This is a genomic window from Paracoccus fistulariae (genome assembly GCF_028553785.1).
Taxonomy (GTDB): Bacteria; Pseudomonadota; Alphaproteobacteria; order Rhodobacterales; family Rhodobacteraceae; genus Paracoccus; species Paracoccus fistulariae.
In genome coordinates this window covers 1713411-1731217 of the sequence record NZ_CP067136.1, presented here as the reverse complement: position 1 = coordinate 1731217, position 17807 = coordinate 1713411, and the positions used below count along the sequence as shown (strand labels likewise).

Genomic DNA, 17807 nt, shown 5'->3' with positions numbered 1-17807 from the left:
TATCAACCTCAGGCTGCATTCGTGCCAAGTCCTTCGCGCTGAAAGGACCACCCTTTCAGGCATGAAGACGAACGAGGAGATACACCATGTCTTTGCCGCCCCGCGCCCTTTACTCGCTGATCGAAGTTTCTGCTCGCTGGGGCTGCACGATTGCCGATATTGTCGAATGGGCCTTTGCGGGGCATCTGGAGATTCTCGTTGCCATTCCGCCTACCCGGTTCGGCGGGGAGTTGTTCTCCGATCTTGTCGCCGTCGCGCCGAGCGATGTGCTGCGGATGTGCCGGCGTTTCGGGGTGGCGCATGATGAGATACTGATCCTTCGGGTCCGTGGCCCGGGGACAGAAAACTGGTCAGTCGCGCATTCGCCCGAGGAGGGGCTGCTGATTGATCTGCATGATCTGATGATCACGGCCGACACGTTGGCAAAATTCGAGGAGCGTCACAGAGTCTGTCGGCGAAGCAATACGGGTCCGGTCAGGAAATACGATTGGGAGGCAGCCTATCTGGCGATGATGATCCGTATTCATGAACATGGGTTGCCAGAAAGTCTGACCGAACTGGTTGCAGAGATGCAGGAATGGTTCATCCAGAACAGCGCGGATGGCGATGCCCCGGACGAAAGCACCATCCGCAAGCGGATCAGCGCGATCTGGCACCAGCTGCGCGCGCCGGTTCCGGCATAGGTTCGCAAATTTCGGCGGGCGAGGCAGAGTGAACCAGCCGGGGCCTCGCCCGCACCAGATCGGCAACAGCATCGACACCGGCACGCAGCGGCGAATCCATTAGATGGGCATAGCGCTGGGTGGTGCGCGACTGCGAATGCCCGAGCAATTTGCCGATCATTTCCAGCGAGGCGCCGCCGCTGACCAGCAGCGAGGCGAAGGTGTGGCGCAGGTCGTGAATGCGGACATCGAGCAGGTCGGCCTGTTTCTGAATGCCGATCCAGAACCGTCGGAGTTCCTGCACCGGCTGGTCCTTGCCCTCGACATCGCCCGGAAACAGCCAGTCGCAACCGGTTGGCACGGCGCCCATGCGGTTGCGGACCAGCGCCACCGTGTCCAGCGAGACAGGCACCCGGTGGATGCGGCGCTGCTTGGTATTGGCGGCGGGCTTGGTCCAGATGGCGCGTTCCAGATCGAAATGCTCGAAACGGGCGGTCCGTACCTCGCCAACCCGAGCGCCGGTCAACATACACATGCGGATGATGGCGGCTGCGCGCTGGTCCTCGGCTGCGGCCAGCGCATCGCCAAGCCGGGCGATCTCGTCCATGGACAGGAACCGTTCGCGTTCTACCTCCATTCGGCGACGGAAGCCCAGCGCCGGGTTATCCGGCCGCATCTTCCATGCGATGGCGAGGTTAAAGACTTTGCGCAACATTTCCCCTGCACGGTTGGCCCGGATCGGTGTGGGCTTCGGAGGCGCCAACGGCTTGCTACGCTTGGCTTTGGTCTTTTTCTTCGCCGGACGCGACCGGCCCTGCGCGATCAGGTTGAGCACACGCTCGACATCGACGGGTTCGATCTCGCTGACCAGCCGGTGCTTCCAATGCGGCTCGATCAGCTTGCGCAGCATGGATTCCTGATCGGCGGCGTTCCGCGGCGCCAGATGCGTGGCATGTTCACGCAGATAGCGTTCGACCAGATCCGGAAAGCGCGGTGCCTCGCGGGCATCCTCGCGTTCGGCCATCGGATCCTGTCCGCTGTCCACGTCGCGGCGCAGGACCTTGGCGCGGTCGCGGGCGGCGGTGACGCTCCATTCCGGCCAGCGACCGATGGTGAAGCGGCGCTGGCGCCCGGCGACCCGGTAGTCGAACATGAAGGACCGGCTGCCGGAGGGGTAGATGCAGATCGACAGGCCCAACACCTCGGTGTCGAAAATCTGCCATGGCCGGGGTCGGGTTTCAGAGGCCCGGACCAGTTTCTCGTTAAGCTTTTCTCTGTTCCGCAAGGATGAATCTCCCGTCTTTGCCATCGACACATGCGTAGAATCGCAGGCTTATCAACGAGATCATTCGCGGACCGGAATACAGGAACGGACCGGAACGGGAAGCCGGGCAGGGGCGCCGGTTCGGACGAACGGCGAGGAATGCACCGTCACGGGCCTGCCGCTATCTTCTTCAGGCCAAGTTCACTTTGTCAGCATGATAAGCGGTCGAACCTTGCAGAGCGCATCAAGTTCTGCATTTGTTCGTGTCCATGACACGCCGCAGCACACCTCAAGCCAAGATCGACGATTCGGCCTTCCCGGTCCGGGTGCTAATTTACGTGCCGGGAATGGGTTTTGGCCGCAGGTCCGACGCGCTGCACGAGTGGCTGGCGACGCGTATCGGCCGCGGCAACTATGCCTGGCATGGCGGCGGGCGTGGTGGCACGCGGGACCGGATCGCGCTTTATTTCCGTGAGCCGGATGCGGCCAGCGCCTGCCTGACGGCCTTTCCGGATCTGGAACTGGCTGACGGAACCTGCCTGCCGGGCTACAGTTCACCCTATCTGCCCTTTGGCCGTACCGAGGACGATGATACCGTGTGTAATCTTTATAATCAGACCACCACGCAGGAGGCGATGCGCCAGCTTTTCAAGGGCATGAGCATGACCGACCGCGCGGGCAATGTCGCGGCGGGCAATGTCTATCCGGATCAACTGGCACCGATCATCCGCCATGATGGCGGTGCGCTGGAATTGGTGAAGGCACGGTGGGGGATGCCATCGCCACCATCGGTCCTGAAGACCCAGCGGGATCCGGGTATTACCAATGTCCGTAACCTGACCTCGCCGCATTGGCGGCGCTGGCTCGGGCCCGCACATCGCTGCCTGGTGCCGGTCACAGCCTTTGCCGAGCCGATCAAGGGCGGCAGTCAGTGGTTTGCCCCAACGGGATCACAGACGCCGATGTTCTTCGCCGGGATCGAGGTTCGGGGCTGGACTTCGGTTCGGAAGGTGAAGGATGGCGAAACCACCGACGATCTCTATGCCTTTCTGACCTGCGCGCCCAATGCCGAGGTGAAATCGGTGCATCCGAAAGCCATGCCGGTCATCCTGACGGATCCCAGGGATTGGGAAACCTGGCTTTCGGCACCGATCGAAATCGCCAGTAAGCTGCAAAGCCCGCTGCCGGATGGCGCCTTGGCGCTGGTGGAGTCCCCGGCCGAGGTGTCATGAAGGCTGAAGCTATCGGCCAGCACTATCAGATCTTTTCGGTCACCGCCTCGAAGCTCGCCATTGCCGCACCAAGTTGATCCATGATCTCGGCGGCAAGCACGTCCGGCTCGGGCAGATTGTCCAAATCGGTCATCGACGCATCGCGCAACCAGAACAGGTCCAGGCTCGCCTTGTCGCGCTGTAACAGCTCTTCGCGCGTGTAGGCGCGCCAGCGGCCGTCGGGATTGTCGTCACCCCATGTGGGCACACGCTGGTGACGATTGTCGGCATTGTAGCATTTCACGAAGTCGGACAGATGCGCGTGGGTCAGCGGCTTCTGTTTCAAGGTATGATGCACGTTGGTTCGGTAGTCGTAGAACCAGACCTTTGATGTCTGCGGGTCGGGGCTGGCCGCTCGGTTATCAAAGAAGATGACGTTAGCCTTGACCCCTTGCGCATAGAAGATACCGGTAGGCAGGCGTAGGATCGTGTGCAGATCGGTGTTCTGCAGCAGCTTTCTGCGGATGGTCTCGCCCGCGCCGCCTTCGAACAGCACATTATCCGGGACGACGACCGCCGCCCGCCCTGTGGTTTTCAGCATTGCGCGAATATGCTGCACAAAATTCAGCTGTTTGTTCGAGGTCGTCGCCCAGAAATCCTGTCGGTTATATGTCAGGTCGTCGGTTTCCTGCTCGCCCTCGGCATTGGTGAAGCTCATCGAGCTTTTCTTGCCGAAAGGAGGGTTGGCCAACACATAATCGAAGGTGTCCGACGGCGGTGCGACCAGGGCGTCAGCCGGGGACACCAGCGTATCACCCGTCATTTCGCCGATGCCATGCAAGTACATGTTCATCAGGCACAGACGACGCGTGCCAGCGACGATCTCGTTGCCGTGAAAGGTCGAGTGTTTCAGAAACTCCTTCTGGTCCTTATCCAAGGAGTAGTTCTCAGGGTTTGTCAGGAAATCATGGGCAGCCAGAAAGAACCCACCCGTGCCGCAGGCCGGATCGGCGATGGTCTTGCCGGGCTCGGGCCGCACGCATTCCACCATCGTCCGAATCAGCGCGCGCGGGGTGAAATACTGGCCCGCTCCGGACTTGGTGTCCTCTGCGTTGCGTTCAAGAAGCCCCTCATAGATGTCGCCTTTCACATCGGCGCCCAGCATCACCCACTTTTCGCCATCGACCATGTCAATCAGGCGGAACAGCTTGGCCGGGTCGGTGATCTTGTTCTGCGCCTTGGTGAAAATCTGGCCCAGCATGCCCTTTTGTTCGCCCAGCTTGCGCAGCAGGGCGATGTAATGGGACTCGAGCTCGGCGCCTTTGCGCGTGGTCAGGCTGGTCCAGTCAAAGCCAGCAGGGATGCCGACATCGCGGTTATAGGGCGGCTTGCCGTATTCATCCGCCATCTTCAGGAAGATCAGATAGGTCAGCTGTTCCAGATAGTCGCCGTAGCCGACGCCGTCGTCGCGCAGCGTGGTGCAGAAGCTCCAGACTTTGGAGACGATGGAAGCGGTGTTCATCTTAGTCCTCGTGAATGATGAGGGCGTCGCTGTCGCGGTCCAGTTCCCAAAACTCGACATCGGCAGGGATCATATGTGCTTGTGTGCGACGAAAATAGGCCAGCAAGGATTCATCGCGCCCGCTGCGCAAGCTGCGCTCGGCAAAGAAGATCTTGCGATAATTCGGGGGCGCCATGTGGAAATAGAACATGGCTTCGGCCCAGTTCTTCATCTTGGCGCTGGGGATGTTGCCACCAACAGTCCAGGTCTGGCACTTGCACTCCACGATCACGGGCGGATCGTCCGATCCGAGATCGAAGGCGTGGTTCTTGCGCAGATTGCCAAGGCCGCAGGGCACCTTGTGGTTCAGTTCAAGAGAGATGCCCCGCGACTTAAGAATGGCCCGTGCCCGAGCTTCGAAATCGCGGCCGACATGGGCGTTGCTGATCGCGCCGGTTCGCTGGAAATTGTTCACGCCGACACCTTGCGCTTGCCCTTCTTAGAGGTTGCCGCGCGTTCCTGCTGGATGCGTGCCAGCAGGGCCGAGGCCGGTTCGTCGGTCGGATCCTGCGGGACAAGCTGGCCGGAGAAGGCGCGTTTCAGGATGGACTGGCGCAGGGCGTCGGCGCGGGAGAGGGCGGCGTCGATCTCGGTCGCGAGACGATCAGCCGCGTCGAGGCGTGTGTCGAGGATGCGAACGATTTCGGCCTGCTCGGTCAGGCAGGGTAAGGGCAACGTGAAGCCAGAGACATGATCTTGATTGATCTTGTAAATACCGGCCGTCGTACGCGCGGCGTCCTCAATTTGGCGGCGAACCGACCATGAGTTCCAGCAGAGCAAAAAAAAGTCGGGTCGAACCACGGAAGCATCAAGGCGCACACGGATCATCGTATCAGGGAAAGCCACGGGCATTGGTTGATCCAACACTCGCCCGCCAATCCCGACCAGTTTCTTACTTCCATTGCCGCGAGCAACGAAGATATCGTCGTACTCAACGAGGAACGGAAAGGCTTCATCCCGTGTCCAGTTGCCTTCTTTTTGCTCCGAGAGGACTATTTTTCCATTTTTCAAAGCTGTGAGGCGCAGCACTGGAAAGCCACCGGACTTGTCCTTGACGGAGCGACCGTTAATCAATGGCGCGCTTAGGATCGCTCCTACGCTTGTCACCGGCCACGGCGATGAGCTTTCTGTCGCTTGGTACTTAAATTCAGTTTGCGGTTTAGGCTTCGGGGGTTTCTTGCCTTTCTCGCCACCCTCTCTCCAATTGACCACGGCTTCTCGCCATCCAGCAAGATCAGCTTTATAACGCGCCTCGCGTTCCTTGCGGATGCGGGCGAGGAGGGTTTGGGGGTCTTCCAGTTTGTCGGGGTTCTGGGCGCGCCAGTCGGCGGTGAGGCGGCCGTCGAAGGCCGCTTTCAGCAGGGATTGGCGATAGAGCCCAAGCGCGGCCTTCGCCGCCGTAAGGCTCTCGACCCCCTTGTCGATCTCGTCAAACAGCGCCTCGATCTTCTCCACGATGCGCCGTTGTTCATTTAATGGCGGTATCACAATCGGTAGCTCGCCAAAGCGGCCGTGCGTTAAATTCAAGCCACTATCGCTGATGCCGCTCTTCATAGCGTCGATGCGAAGCTGGGTTTCGTGGAGTCGTATAAAACTTGAAAGAAATTTCGCATCCAGTGCCTCGGAGTGGGGGCGGAAGCGATACATTTTTCCGGACATCATAAGCTTGGTACGTGTTGACTGTACCAAACAAGCGACCCCGCAGCGATTGCGCGGGCCGGCGCACGTCATCAAAACGTCACCCTGCCTAACTTCAATCTGAGGCCTAGGGGATAGCTTGCTCGGTAGTGCCTTGTTCTCGTGGGCCCAAAACTCGCCATGCTGAATGGCCGTTGTTTTTAACACGCCCCATTCACCTTCGGCTGCCGGTCGGCTTTCGCACTGCGGACTCCACCCTTGCTGAAAAGGATTCCCGTTTGCTTGAAGTTCGACCACTTCAGTAATTTTGGTCGCAGCCCAACCGGGCGGAAGATCCGTCATGCCGAAAGGGCCTCGTTCATCTCGGTCATGATGTTCTCCGTATTATCTCCGAACAGCGCGTACATCTGCCCCAATCCGCCCTTGCCGTCAAAGGGCGACATGTCCAGATCGTCGCGTTCGATGATGAACGAAGTCGCAAGGTGGTCGCGGATCATGCGCAGCCATTCCATCTGCGCCTCGGTGAACTTCTCGCCCGCGCCCGAATGGCGCTTCAGGATCCAGTTCTGAAAGTTTCGGCGCACCCGTTCGGAGTGGCGCGTCAAGGTCGCATCCAGCCCGCAGACCCGCCGGATCAACGCCACCAGCGCCGTCAGATCGCCAGCCGGGCTTTCGCCCTTGTAGTTATCCAAATGCGCATAGGCGCGCCAGACGGTCAGCGGCGCAAGGCGGGGCTGATCGGCCGTCAGCCGTCTCAGCACATCCTTGACCATGGCAAAGGTGACCTCGGACCGGCGGGCGGGTGTGTTGAAATAGATCGACAGCGCCTCGATCTCATCGCGGTTCTCGTTCAGGTAAACCTCGAACTCCTGCGCGATCTTCTTGGCGTTTTCCTCGACATCGCCCGCCCACTCGGCACGGGTCAGCGTGTCGAGGTTGTCGTGGTCAATCGTCTGTTCATTGTCGCGCCGGATGGTGTCGATCATGTTGATCAGCGGGCCGGTGAAGACATTTGCGGCGTTTTTGATCCGCTCCTCGCGCGCTGCTTGCATCGCGGCATCGTCAGGCTCTGGATGACCTGCGGCCTTCGCATCTGCCTCGACCTTGTCAGCATCGATGGCGTCGAAAAGGTCACGAACGATGGCAGAGAGCGGCTTGCCCGCCTGTTCCGCGATCTTGGCTTGATCAGTATCGCCCAGCATGTTGTCCAGCCGCGAAAGGCGCGATGCGAGAGAGCTGACCGTTTCCTCTGACCGGTCGCCCATCATCAGGCCCATCGCCAGATCCTTGAATGGGATCGATGGCTTGCTGTCGAGCGGGCGGCTAGCGGTCTTCAAAGACTTGGTGACACCGACGGCATCGACGATGACATAATGCGTTTTGGCCTGCGCCGAGGGCGAGACCTTCTTCAGATCGTCCGGTTTGACAACCCGGGTGCCGCGGCCCTTCATCTGCTCGAAATAGTTCTTCGATTTCACGTCGCGCATGAAGATCAGGCATTCCAACGGTTTCACATCGGTGCCGGTGGCGATCATGTCTACGGTTACCGCGATGCGCGGATAGTATTCGTTGCGAAAGGCTGTCAGCGACGATTTCGGGTTCTTGGCGCCGTTGGTGATCTTGCGACAGAAGTCATTGCCCTCGCCGAACTCCTGCCGGACGGTCTGGATGATGTCGTCCGCATGGCTGTCTGTCTTGGCAAAGATCAGTGTTTTAGGCAGTTCCTTTCGGCCTGGAAAGATATCGGGCCAGTTGTCGCGGAAGGCACGGATTACGGTGCGGATCTGGTCGGGATTGACGACCGAGCGATCCAGTTGCGTAGCGGCATATGCTTCCTCGTCATCCTGAACTGCCCAGCGCTTGGCCCGGGTATCACGTTCACGCTTCTGGACCAGCTGCTTGGGTTTCAGCGTCTGGCCCTTCTGCATGATTTCCGTTTCGATCAGATATACCTCGTTGCCGACGTTCACCTTGTCGGCAACGGCCTTTTCATGGGTGTACTCGCTGACGACGTTCTTCTGGAAGAAGCCGAAGGTCCGGTTGTCCGGCGTCGCGGTCAGCCCGATCAGATAGGCATCGAAATACTCGATGACCTGCCGCCACAGATTGTAGATCGAACGGTGGCATTCATCGATGACGACGACATCGAAGTATTCGGGCGGCAGTTTGGGGTTATAGACGACAGGCAGGGGATCTTTGCGACGAAAGGTCTGCTCGGCCGGGTTCTCTTCTTCAGCGGCTTCGTCCAGCGGTTCTCCCTTCAGCGTCGCGTACATGCGCTGGATGGTAGAAATCACCACCTGCGTGTCATTCGCCATCGATGGCGACGTCAGGCGCTGGACGTTGTAGAGTTCGGTGAACTTGCGATTGTCGTCATTGGGGACGAAGGCCATAAATTCCTGTTCAGCCTGTTCGCCCAGGTTCTTGGTGTCGACGAGGAACAGGATGCGGCGCGCGCCTGCATGTTTCAGAAGACGGTAAACCTGTGTAATTGCAGTGAAGGTCTTACCCGAACCTGTGGCCATCTGCACCAGCGCGCGGGGCCTGTCAGCTTTCAGTGATTCCTCGAGCTTCGTAATTGCAGTGATCTGGCAGTCACGCAGCCCGTCGGGGTCGAGTGCGGGTAGGGCGGCAATGCCGGCCCGTAGGGATTTCGGTGACTGCGCCCAAGCCTTCAAGGTCTCCGGCCGATGAAACGTGAACACCTCGCGGGATCGTGGCGAGGGGTCTCGCGCATTGGTGAAACGGGTGATCTTGCCCGTACTTTCGTAGAGAAAAGGCAGCGGCTCTGCATTTGAAACCCATTTCAGCTTCGCGCTGGCGTACCCTGCCGATTGCTCCTCGACCGTCGTGAGGTGGACCCCCCAGTTATCTGGCTTCGCCTCGACGACCCCAACCGCCTGTCGGTCTGCGAACAGAACATAGTCAGCGGGGCCAACATCTGTTTGATATTCTCTCACGGCGATTCCGGGACCGGCGTTGAAATCCAGCTTGGCTTTGTCCTGGACGATCCACCCCGCAGCATTCAGGCGCTCATCTATCCGATCGCGGGCGACCTGCTCGGGGTTCTGGTTCAGATCGTGCGGCACTTCGGAATTCCATTGGACTGCAATTTCCCGCAGATATTGGCCGCCAGCTAGGGGAAATGCAATTCCAGTGGTTTGGTAGATGCGCCTCGTCAGAATACAGTCAGCTATGGGTTTGGACCGGGTGCTGGTGCGCAGGGGCGCAGGAATTGACTCAACGCCTACTCAACAGGTGAACGCCCTTCGAGTGACCTTGAGACGCGGCGAATGCTGATGGGCGGCGGTGGATGTGGGGACTATAGCCAAACATATCAAAGGCATGTCGGGTAAGGCATTGATTTCGTTATATCTGGTATCGGTCGGGTCTATAGCCTCATAACCTGAAGGTCACAGGTTCAAATCCTGTCCCCGCAACCAAAATCTATAAATAAATCAAACGCTTGGATTCCGACCGAAACAGTCAGGCATCACAAGCGCGACTTTACATCAACGCCACATCAACGTTTGAGGAGACGGGTGGCGGGTGGCGGGTAGCTCAGCTTAGTTGGGTAGCAATCTTCGAACCTTTTCTCTTTGAGCGCTAGATGTCGCGGTACGGTCGAGAGCCCGGCGCAGAACCTCTTTTTGATTTGTCCTTAGCTCCATGTGCACGTCCGATGCGAAGTCGAAGAGGGCGACAAAGCTATTAATCGTAGCGAGGGCATCATCGAGTGAGAGCGCCCCAACGGCTCCGCGATTGTTGTCTAGCCATCTGAGCATCTCTAGGGTGCGCTCCACATTTCCCTGCTTCAATATCTGACGAAACAGAGCGCCTCGGACCCTAGGAGGCACATCAGCCTCCAGGACTTTTCGAGTTTGAGATGCAGGCCAGTCAGCGTTGACTATTCGAAGGGCGATGCGCTCAGCCTCATCGCCTGAGCACTCAAAAGCGACTTCTTCTAGAAAGCTCAAGCGCTGGAGGGGATTTTGGATCTGGTCTAGGGCGAATTCGATTGCCGCTGGGTGGACAGTTCTGAAATCATTTATTTCCTGGGCACGCTTGGTGAATACGATAGGCAAAATTTGGGGGTCGTTATACTTTCCTTTTCCTACGTTCAGCCAATGTCGGTCGCGACCCTCTCTTGTGATCCATTTGGCGTCGAGCAAACCATTCGGCTGAAGCTGTCTGATCAGATCTACAACGGCATCTTGAAAGCGTGCGAAATAGTCGTCGAAAACCAAACCGACCACAGTCTCTCCAACTTTGCAGTGGAGATCACCAAGAAGCCGAAAAAGCTCTCTGAAGAAATCAAGATTTCTTTTCTGTGCGAATGGGACAAGTCTTACGAGGACACGTTGAGTATAGTGCTCATCAAGCGGTTTGTCAGAAGGGTAGTCTGAGCCAATAGGGTCAAGTAGGATATGCCGCAACAGTGTGGCATCGAGGAGGCGCTCGTGCTTTTCGTCCAAGGGAGGAACGGAGTGCTCCTCAAAGGTATCGACAAAGTCTGAAATCATCTGGACACGGATCGAACGGATCTGTTTGCGCGTTTGACGTGCTCTACCTTCGCGCTCGCCTTTGTGAAATTTGGCGCGCTGTTCGTCAGTCAGCGTCGCGGCCAGATAAAGTGCACCCCTATCCGTAAGATAGTCAATGGGCTTTCCAGTAAGGTTTATTCCGGTCAGATCTATGTTCATGAGGATTCTGTCCGCTGGAATGCCGGATGTGGCAGCCGCCCTGTCTGCAAGCTCCTTCAAGTCGTTGCTCTGCGAATTTAGGGCCTCTGCGGCTGCTTCAAGAGCTTTGATCAAGGATGGGGATTGTCGCATCGCATATCGTCATTTCGGCGTAAGGGTCATCGAGAAGTTGGCCAACAGAGAGGCCTTCCGCTATGAGTGCTTCGCGCAAAACACCTCGCGCAATCTGCATTCGCTCCTTGCTTCCTGGCTTCGTGAAAAAGCTCTCTGCCCGTGCTTCATCCTTCAACTTAACATCATGAATATCGATGTCCTCGCGCAGACATCTAATCTCAATGCGCGTGACGGGCGTCAACTGGTGGGCTTCATCGCGTTGGCGCCGCGCCTCTTCCCGTATATCTATCAACGTCAGCCTCGGCTCTGCTTCGACATCAAAGACAGGTCCTGTGAGGTGGCCTCCAAGCTCTTCTCCATTGACGGTCCAGGCATCATGGCCTTCGCGTGAGCGAGTAAACTGCTCGTTGTAGAAGCTTTTGGATTGCTTAGAGTCGACGGAATGCTCCGAACTCACGCCGACATCGGCCTCAGCTCCGGCCTCTAAAGTCGGACGGCGCGACAGGCCGAGTTTACTGTGAAAGCCGGCTGAAGCCTTCTTCTGCTTTTTCTGCTCAATATTCTGTCGACCCATCGGCTTTTGGCGGCGAACACTAGAGCGATCCACGGAGAACCCATCAAGAGGGCGGATAAAAACAACCTCGCACTGCTTAACGGCGACTTTGAATGTCACGGCTGAAGCACTTCCACCGCTGAGGCGCTCAATATTAAAACTTATGTCCGCGTGCAGCGTGTAGCGGCTTGGATTGTCGCGCGAACGCCGGAACCAAGCGTCAACTACGACGAGACGCTTTAGGCTTCGATGTGTGTTGTCCGTAAATTCGGTAGGCTGATTTGTGGATTTGACCAATACAGCATTCCCTCACGTTTTTGGATGAGTATGGCTTTTTTGTGAACACGAGATGTCCCAGGTATTTAGCCCGGGCGCCCCCTTTGAAGCTTTGCCGCGTAAAGGGTTGCTTCGTTTCTCGCCCATGCGTCGTTCACCAAGTCTTGCCATTGAATTACCTCGATTGATCCGTTTACGTCACCTTGAAGCGGCATGAACCGGCCTTGGCCATTTGCGGACTTCGACCAAGTTGATAGTTGCCGTTTTAAATCACCTTCGATGTCGGCGACGACATAACAGTAAAAAACACAGTCTTGTGCGATCCGAATTCTCTGCCGCTCAAAGCCCTCGATTTCGCCGCCCCGCAGCTCATCGATATATTTGGTGATCTGAAAGTGAATTTGATCTTCAGGACCATAGTGCTTGCGCCCGGGTTTTTTGAACTCGACGATCATGACCTTCTCGAGTGGTTTACTTGTATCCACTCTTTCGCCGTCTCGCAGAGGGTCAACCACGCCCAAGCCACTCGCGAAATCCCAGACGATCAAATCCGAGCGTTCTGCATTTTCAGAATCTTTTAATAGCGCGTCGAAGCGTTTGTCTGAAGAGAAGGCCCGCGTGAATGCCAACCGCTCATCCAGGATCCAGAGATCATGTGCGCGCGAACGCTTCTCCGCCGCGTCATGGCCCGCAACGTGCATTGGGACGATAAATGAATGGAGTGTTTGCTCCAAATGGAAATCATCCTGCTTGTCTGCCCTTTCACGGACCCGCGTCAGAAGCTTCCCCATCAGATCGAGAACCAATTTCCTACGGACAACATGTTGCGCAAGCGCAAGCTGCTCTGACGATTGGACTTCCCGAACTGCGGTCTGCAGCCGTTCGGCGAAGCTTTCCGGAACAGAATCGCCCTTGGCCAGAAGCTCGATCACGTTCTCCATCGTCGATTGGCGTTCTTCATCGCGGCGTATCTGATATTTGACGAGACCCGTTGCAAACTCTTCGGGCGTCTGGGCGCTAAAAGGCACACGTGACAACTGGACGTCGGGATCGTCGAAGCCGTAAATCGGATGCCGAGAAACGAACTCATCATAGTTGCTTCGACGCGTTGCATTGTAGCTCACCATCTGGTCGGCAAGGGCGGTCTCTCGGACCTGCTCTACGCATTTGCGTGAAATTTCCTTTAGAATGTCTTCCGGCAGATTGAACGCGGTCCTGCCTTCGTTGACCCTTTCATCTAAATACTCGCTTGAAACGCATCCATGAAAATAAAGGTCGTCGCGTTCTCCGGCCGCAATCGTCGACAGTCCAATGAGCCCATCGACTTTTCGAGACTCCACGGTTCTTCCGTTGGCAAGCAAATGGAGCTGGTGGTTGCCATCAAGACCAGTGCTTGCTTCTTTATCGCACGCAAAGCCTTTCACCGAAAATGTTCCGTAATCGCTAATGTCGAAATCGCCGGTCTCTAGGTCTCGACCGATCACAAGGTCAGCTACCGCCTCAGGATACTTTGTCGGCTCACCGTCGAGATTTACCTCGACGCTCGCACCATTACCGACCAAGAAATCAGCGATAAAATGGGCACTGAAGTATCGAAGGAAGGTGGCCTTTTGTTTTGGGAATGCCTTCTGGTAGCTCGTGCCGCGCAGACCTTCGCATATGATCGTCGTGCCAACTTCTTGCCTGCCGACGTAGCCATTCGGAAGATCTTCTTCGACAATTTGTTCATCATTTCGCAGCGTGAATGCGAAGCAGCGCCGCTTTATGCCGCCTTCCTCGTTGAATAAGCTTTCGACGTGGATTCGTTCAAACGCATCGAGCCAGAACAGCCGACCTACTCCCTTGCCCCCTCGTGCGCGCTTGAAATCGGTATCAATCGTCTGGAATGCTTCATACCGGTCAGCATCGAGCCCAATCCCGTTGTCGGCGATCTCAACACGGAATTTGCCGGCGTCGGTGAGGTTCGTGATGCTGATCCGGACATCACCAGCCATGGTCGCGCCGAGCGCCGAACGATCCTCGATAGCGTAAAGCGCATTGCTGACCGCCTCGAACAACGGCTGCAGTGCTTGGGAGTATGTGGCGGGCTTGGGGAGCTTGCGGACGCGATTTTCAATATTCGGAATCAGCTTTGGCACAGAAGCACTCTTAATTTCGGTCTGAGACGCAGTTTGCGAAGAAAATCGCATTTGTCACCCCCTCGTCGCCAGCGCCGATCGCAGGCAGTGCATGCGGTCTTTTGTTGGCTCAGTACTGATCAGACCTTGAAACAGACTATATGTTCTGCATTTGTTCTTGTCCATGACGCGCCGCAGCACACCTCAAGCCAAGATAGACGATTCGGCCTTCCCGGTCCGGGTGCTGATTTGCGTGCCGGAGATGGGCTTTGGCCGACGGTCCGACGCGCTGCATGAGTGGCTGGCGACGCGGATCGGCCGAGGCAACTATGCCTGGCATGGCGGTGGGCGCGGCGGCACGCGGGACCGGATCGCGCTTTACTTCCGTGAGCCGGATGCGGCCAGCGCCTGCCTGACCGCCTTTCCGGATCTGGAACTGGCTGACAGAACATGCCTGCCGAGCTACAGTTCACCCTATCTGCCCTTTGGCCGTTCCGAGGACGACGATACCGTGTGCAACCTTTACAATCAGACCACCACGCAGGAGGCGATGCGCCAGCTTTTCAAGGGTCTGACCATGACCGACCGCGCGGGCAATGTCGCACCGGGCAAGGTCTATCCGGATCAGCTGGCTCCGATCATCCGCCATGATGGCGCTTCGCTGGAATTGGTGAAGGCGCGGTGGGGGATGCCATCGCCGCCCTCGGTTTTGAAGACCCAACGGGATCCGGGCGTCACCAATGTCCGCAACCTGACGTCGCCGCATTGGCGGCGGTGGTTGGGCCCGGCGCATCGCTGCCTGGTGCCGGTCACGGCCTTCGCCGAACCGATCAAGGGCGGCAATCAGTGGTTTGCCCCGGCCGATGCAGAGACGCCGATGTTCTTCGCCGGGATCGAGGTCCGGGGCTGGACTTCGGTTCGGAAGGTGAAGGATGGCGAAACCACCGACGATCTCTACGCATTTCTGACCTGCGCGCCCAATGCCGAGGTGGAATCGGTGCATCCGAAAGCCATGCCGGTCATCCTGACCGATCCCCGGGATTGGGAGACCTGGCTTTCGGCACCGATCGAAATCGCCAGCAAGCTGCAACGCCCGCTGCCGGATGGCGCATTGGCGCTGGTCGATGCCCCTTCTGAGGCGTCCTGACATCGGCGGTCAGCCAGCGCAGGCCCGCGCCTGCGTCCGCACAACCGCATAGTCCGCCATCATCCCGACCAGCGCGGCATCCTCGGGCAGCGCCTCCAATTCTGCCGCCGCCTTGTCGCGCAGCGCCTGATCGTAAGCGACGACCGGCGGGCAGACCGCGCTGCCTGGATCAGAACCGCCCGTCGCGCAGGCGGTCAGCAAGATCGTCGCGATCACGAGGGCGGTTGCTGGATGCCTCCAGCATGCGGCGTTGGATGTCATTCTGGCGCTCCATCTGTTTCAGGCGTTCGGCGTGACGACCTGCGGTTTCACCAGCCCGCCGCAGGTTGAGGAGGAAAAGCAGGACCGCGCCGATCAGCGCGGCCCAGACGAACAGCCGCCGCGCCCAGCGCGACGCCATCAGCGCGGCAAGGGCGCACATCACCGCCGCCCTCGGTTCCAGTCGTCGAGCCGGGCCCAGACGGTCAGGCCGATCCCGGCCAGTGCCAGGGCGATGAAGGCCCAGCGCAGGGTGTCGAGATAGGGGATCAGCGGCTGTATCGCCGATTGCGCATCGCTGAGCGTGTCCTGCGCGAGTTCGATGCCCGCTGCGCCGACGGTTGCCAGTCCTGCCGCCCCGCTGCCCTTCATCGTGCGGCTGTCCGCCAGATGTTCCCGCGCGGGTGGCTGGTCCTCTGCAAAGGGGATGACGCGGGTGGGAAACGGCTCGCCCCAGCGCCGGGCCGGGCCGAGATCGATATGCATGAAGCCGGATCGGGGATAGGTGCCAAAGCCGAGAAAGTTCTCGGTTCGCGCGGCCTTCTCGAAGACCGCCGGATCGTGATTGGCCATGGAGATGTCGAAGGCCGTGCCCTCAAGGTGCTTGGAGCGTTTGGCGCCTCGCACCCGGGCATTGTGCTCGGGGCTGCGATAGGCCGAGTTCACGATCAGCGGCTTGCCGAGACGGCTGCGCAGCGCCTGCAGCCGGTCGAGGGCCGCCTCATGGATCAGGATCGCTCCGGTGCCGCGACAGGCAATCTCGGCGGGCGAGAAGTTCGGCCAGCGCCAGCTGTCTTTCGGCACGTCGCGCCAATGGCGATAGAAGCGGGTGGTCATGAGGATCCTCCGGATATGAAAAGGGCCCGCCGGGATGGCGGGCCATGGGGTGAATGGGGTTGTGGGGGGTGCGGCGGCGATTCCCGTCCAGCGGCTCAGCCGCCCTCGCCGAAGAGCTTGAGCTTCAGGGCGAGTCCGGCCAGCAGTGTCAGGATCAGCCCTGCCGTCAGTATGCGAATGACGGTCTGGGCAGCGGTGCGGCGCATCAGGCGGATGCCCTCCAGCAGTGCGCGCAGGTCGCGGATATCGAGGGCGGCTTCCCTGCCATCGAGCCCGACATCGACAAGGGCGCGTCTTGCGCCTTCCTGCGCCGCCCGGGCCAGCAGCTCCTCGAATTCGCTCTCGCTCATCTGCAGCATGTCATCGAGACGTTTGGGTGTCATCCGATCTTCGCTCCCCAGAAAGTGGTGTGATTGGCGGCGAAATACCCATCCGCCGCGCGAAAGCTGCCCTGCAGCGTCACGGTATCGCCCGCGTCCAGCGCGACCATGGTCTGCAGCCAGAGGGCGGTCGCCTCGGATACATGCGCACCGGAAACCTCGCCGAACGAGCCCCGGATTTCCGTGGATCCGTTCAGGACCAGCCGCCCGCGCATCCGGGCGTTGCCGCTGGCATTGATCTTGAAGAACAGCGAGGCGCCGAGGAGATAGGTTCCCGCGACCGGCGCCACGAAGCGGTTGGTGCCCGCGTCAAAGCAGCCCTGATCATTGTATTCGGCGACATTGATGCCGAGGGTGGTCCAGGTATCGGTGCCGACGTAATTGTCGTAATTCGTATAAGCCTTGAAGCGCGGCAGGTTCGGCTGGTCGGCAATGCCCGTCGCCGGATCGACGCCCAGCGCATCGCGGAAACTGGACCCGTCGGGCGAAACCGCGATGCGCAGCTTGTCCGATCCGAACATCCCGATCAGCGCCCGGGTGGAAAACCCGGTCTGCAGGATCAGCCCGGCATCGTCCGTACCCGTTTCCCGGTTCAGGGTCTGGGTCAGATCGCCGCTGCCGCCATCGGCCGCATAGAGGGCTGTCCAGAGGGCGCTGTTCAGCTTGGCCGAAAAGGGGGAACCCGCGCTGGCTTCCATGCCAATACCAAGCCGTGTCAGATCGTCGAAGGCGGTCGGGACCATCGGCTGCCAGCCCGCGCCATGCCGGACCAGCAGGACCGCCTCATCCTCGACCCATGCCCGCCAGCCCGCGCGCGGCGGCAGGCGCAGCCAGGCACCCTCGGTCCAGAGGGCCACGTTCAGATCCCAGCCCGCCCAGCCGCCGGTCGCGCCCGAGGCGACGATATAACGGTCGCCATCGGCGGGGCTTGCCGGTGGCGCGGTCAGACCCTGGCTTTTGACCGAGAGCTGCACCAGCCCGTCGAGCAGGCGCAGGGCCTCGTTATGGGTGACGTGTTTCTGCGCCTGCGCCGCCATCAGATATGGCAGCAGCAGGTTTGTCGTGCTGTCGGACATTTTTTGGATT

At 59.0% G+C, this 17807-nt stretch carries 16 protein-coding genes; 3 read left to right on the top strand and 13 right to left on the bottom strand.

Annotation, left to right across the window (positions count from 1 at the left end):
- Positions 1-86 precede the first annotated feature (86 nt).
- A complete protein-coding gene (locus JHX87_RS08520) occupies positions 87-683 on the top strand; it encodes a hypothetical protein (protein ID WP_271886771.1) in 597 nt (198 codons plus the stop codon).
- On the opposite strand, the gene JHX87_RS08515 is transcribed toward JHX87_RS08520, so the two are convergent.
- Positions 640-1947, bottom strand: a complete 1308-nt coding sequence (locus JHX87_RS08515; RefSeq protein WP_271886770.1) for a tyrosine-type recombinase/integrase — start codon at positions 1945-1947, stop codon at positions 640-642. The two genes, JHX87_RS08520 and JHX87_RS08515, sit on opposite strands and share 44 nt — an antisense overlap.
- 248 nt (positions 1948-2195) lie before the next feature.
- On the opposite strand from JHX87_RS08515, the gene JHX87_RS08510 reads away from it, so the two are divergent.
- Complete coding sequence (locus tag JHX87_RS08510) at positions 2196-3158, top strand: SOS response-associated peptidase (RefSeq protein ID WP_271886769.1); 963 nt, start codon at positions 2196-2198, stop codon at positions 3156-3158.
- 25 nt (positions 3159-3183) lie between these two features.
- On the opposite strand, the gene JHX87_RS08505 is transcribed toward JHX87_RS08510, so the two are convergent.
- From JHX87_RS08505 to JHX87_RS08475, 7 genes are all read right to left on the bottom strand, one after another.
- Positions 3184-4659: a type I restriction-modification system subunit M gene (locus JHX87_RS08505; RefSeq protein WP_271886768.1), complete on the bottom strand. Its 1476-nt coding sequence runs from the start codon at positions 4657-4659 to the stop codon at positions 3184-3186.
- Position 4660: 1 nt separating this feature from the next.
- Positions 4661-5113, bottom strand: coding sequence for a hypothetical protein (locus tag JHX87_RS08500; protein WP_271886767.1), 453 nt, complete (start codon positions 5111-5113; stop codon positions 4661-4663).
- Entirely contained in the window at positions 5110-6678 is a 1569-nt protein-coding gene (locus JHX87_RS08495; RefSeq protein WP_271886766.1) for a restriction endonuclease subunit S, read from the bottom strand. Before JHX87_RS08495 ends, JHX87_RS08500 begins: the two co-directional genes overlap by 4 nt.
- Positions 6675-9425: a type I restriction endonuclease subunit R gene (locus JHX87_RS08490; RefSeq protein ID WP_271886765.1), complete on the bottom strand. Its 2751-nt coding sequence runs from the start codon at positions 9423-9425 to the stop codon at positions 6675-6677. The genes JHX87_RS08495 and JHX87_RS08490 overlap by 4 nt, the downstream gene beginning before the upstream one ends.
- 477 nt (positions 9426-9902) lie before the next feature.
- The gene (locus tag JHX87_RS08485; protein WP_272833919.1) at positions 9903-11099 is read right to left on the bottom strand and encodes a hypothetical protein; all 1197 of its coding nucleotides are present in this window, start codon (positions 11097-11099) and stop codon (positions 9903-9905) included.
- Between the two features lie 37 nt (positions 11100-11136).
- Positions 11137-12003 (bottom strand): hypothetical protein, encoded by an 867-nt coding sequence (locus JHX87_RS08480; RefSeq protein ID WP_271886853.1) that lies wholly within the window; start codon positions 12001-12003, stop codon positions 11137-11139.
- 65 nt (positions 12004-12068) lie between these two features.
- Complete coding sequence (locus JHX87_RS08475; RefSeq protein ID WP_271886852.1) at positions 12069-14120, bottom strand: ATP-binding protein; 2052 nt, start codon at positions 14118-14120, stop codon at positions 12069-12071.
- A gap of 163 nt (positions 14121-14283) precedes the next feature.
- Here JHX87_RS08475 and JHX87_RS08470 point away from each other — a divergent pair, with 163 nt between their 5' ends.
- Positions 14284-15246, top strand: a complete 963-nt coding sequence (locus JHX87_RS08470; protein ID WP_271886851.1) for an SOS response-associated peptidase — start codon at positions 14284-14286, stop codon at positions 15244-15246.
- 9 nt (positions 15247-15255) lie between these two features.
- Here the strand turns inward: JHX87_RS08470 and JHX87_RS08465 are convergent, their stop codons facing one another.
- The 5 genes from JHX87_RS08465 to JHX87_RS08445 form a co-directional block, all read right to left on the bottom strand.
- Positions 15256-15462, bottom strand: a complete 207-nt coding sequence (locus JHX87_RS08465; RefSeq protein ID WP_334220917.1) for a hypothetical protein — start codon at positions 15460-15462, stop codon at positions 15256-15258.
- On the bottom strand, positions 15416-15667 hold the full coding sequence (locus tag JHX87_RS08460; protein WP_271886850.1) for a hypothetical protein: 252 nt from the start codon (positions 15665-15667) through the stop codon (positions 15416-15418). Before JHX87_RS08460 ends, JHX87_RS08465 begins: the two co-directional genes overlap by 47 nt.
- Positions 15667-16341, bottom strand: a complete 675-nt coding sequence (locus tag JHX87_RS08455; protein ID WP_166331085.1) for a YcbK family protein — start codon at positions 16339-16341, stop codon at positions 15667-15669. The genes JHX87_RS08460 and JHX87_RS08455 overlap by 1 nt, the downstream gene beginning before the upstream one ends.
- 95 nt (positions 16342-16436) lie before the next feature.
- Complete coding sequence (locus JHX87_RS08450) at positions 16437-16724, bottom strand: DUF6127 family protein (protein ID WP_166331087.1); 288 nt, start codon at positions 16722-16724, stop codon at positions 16437-16439.
- Complete coding sequence (locus JHX87_RS08445) at positions 16721-17797, bottom strand: DUF2793 domain-containing protein (RefSeq protein ID WP_271886849.1); 1077 nt, start codon at positions 17795-17797, stop codon at positions 16721-16723. Before JHX87_RS08445 ends, JHX87_RS08450 begins: the two co-directional genes overlap by 4 nt.
- Between the last annotated feature and the right edge of the window lie 10 nt (positions 17798-17807).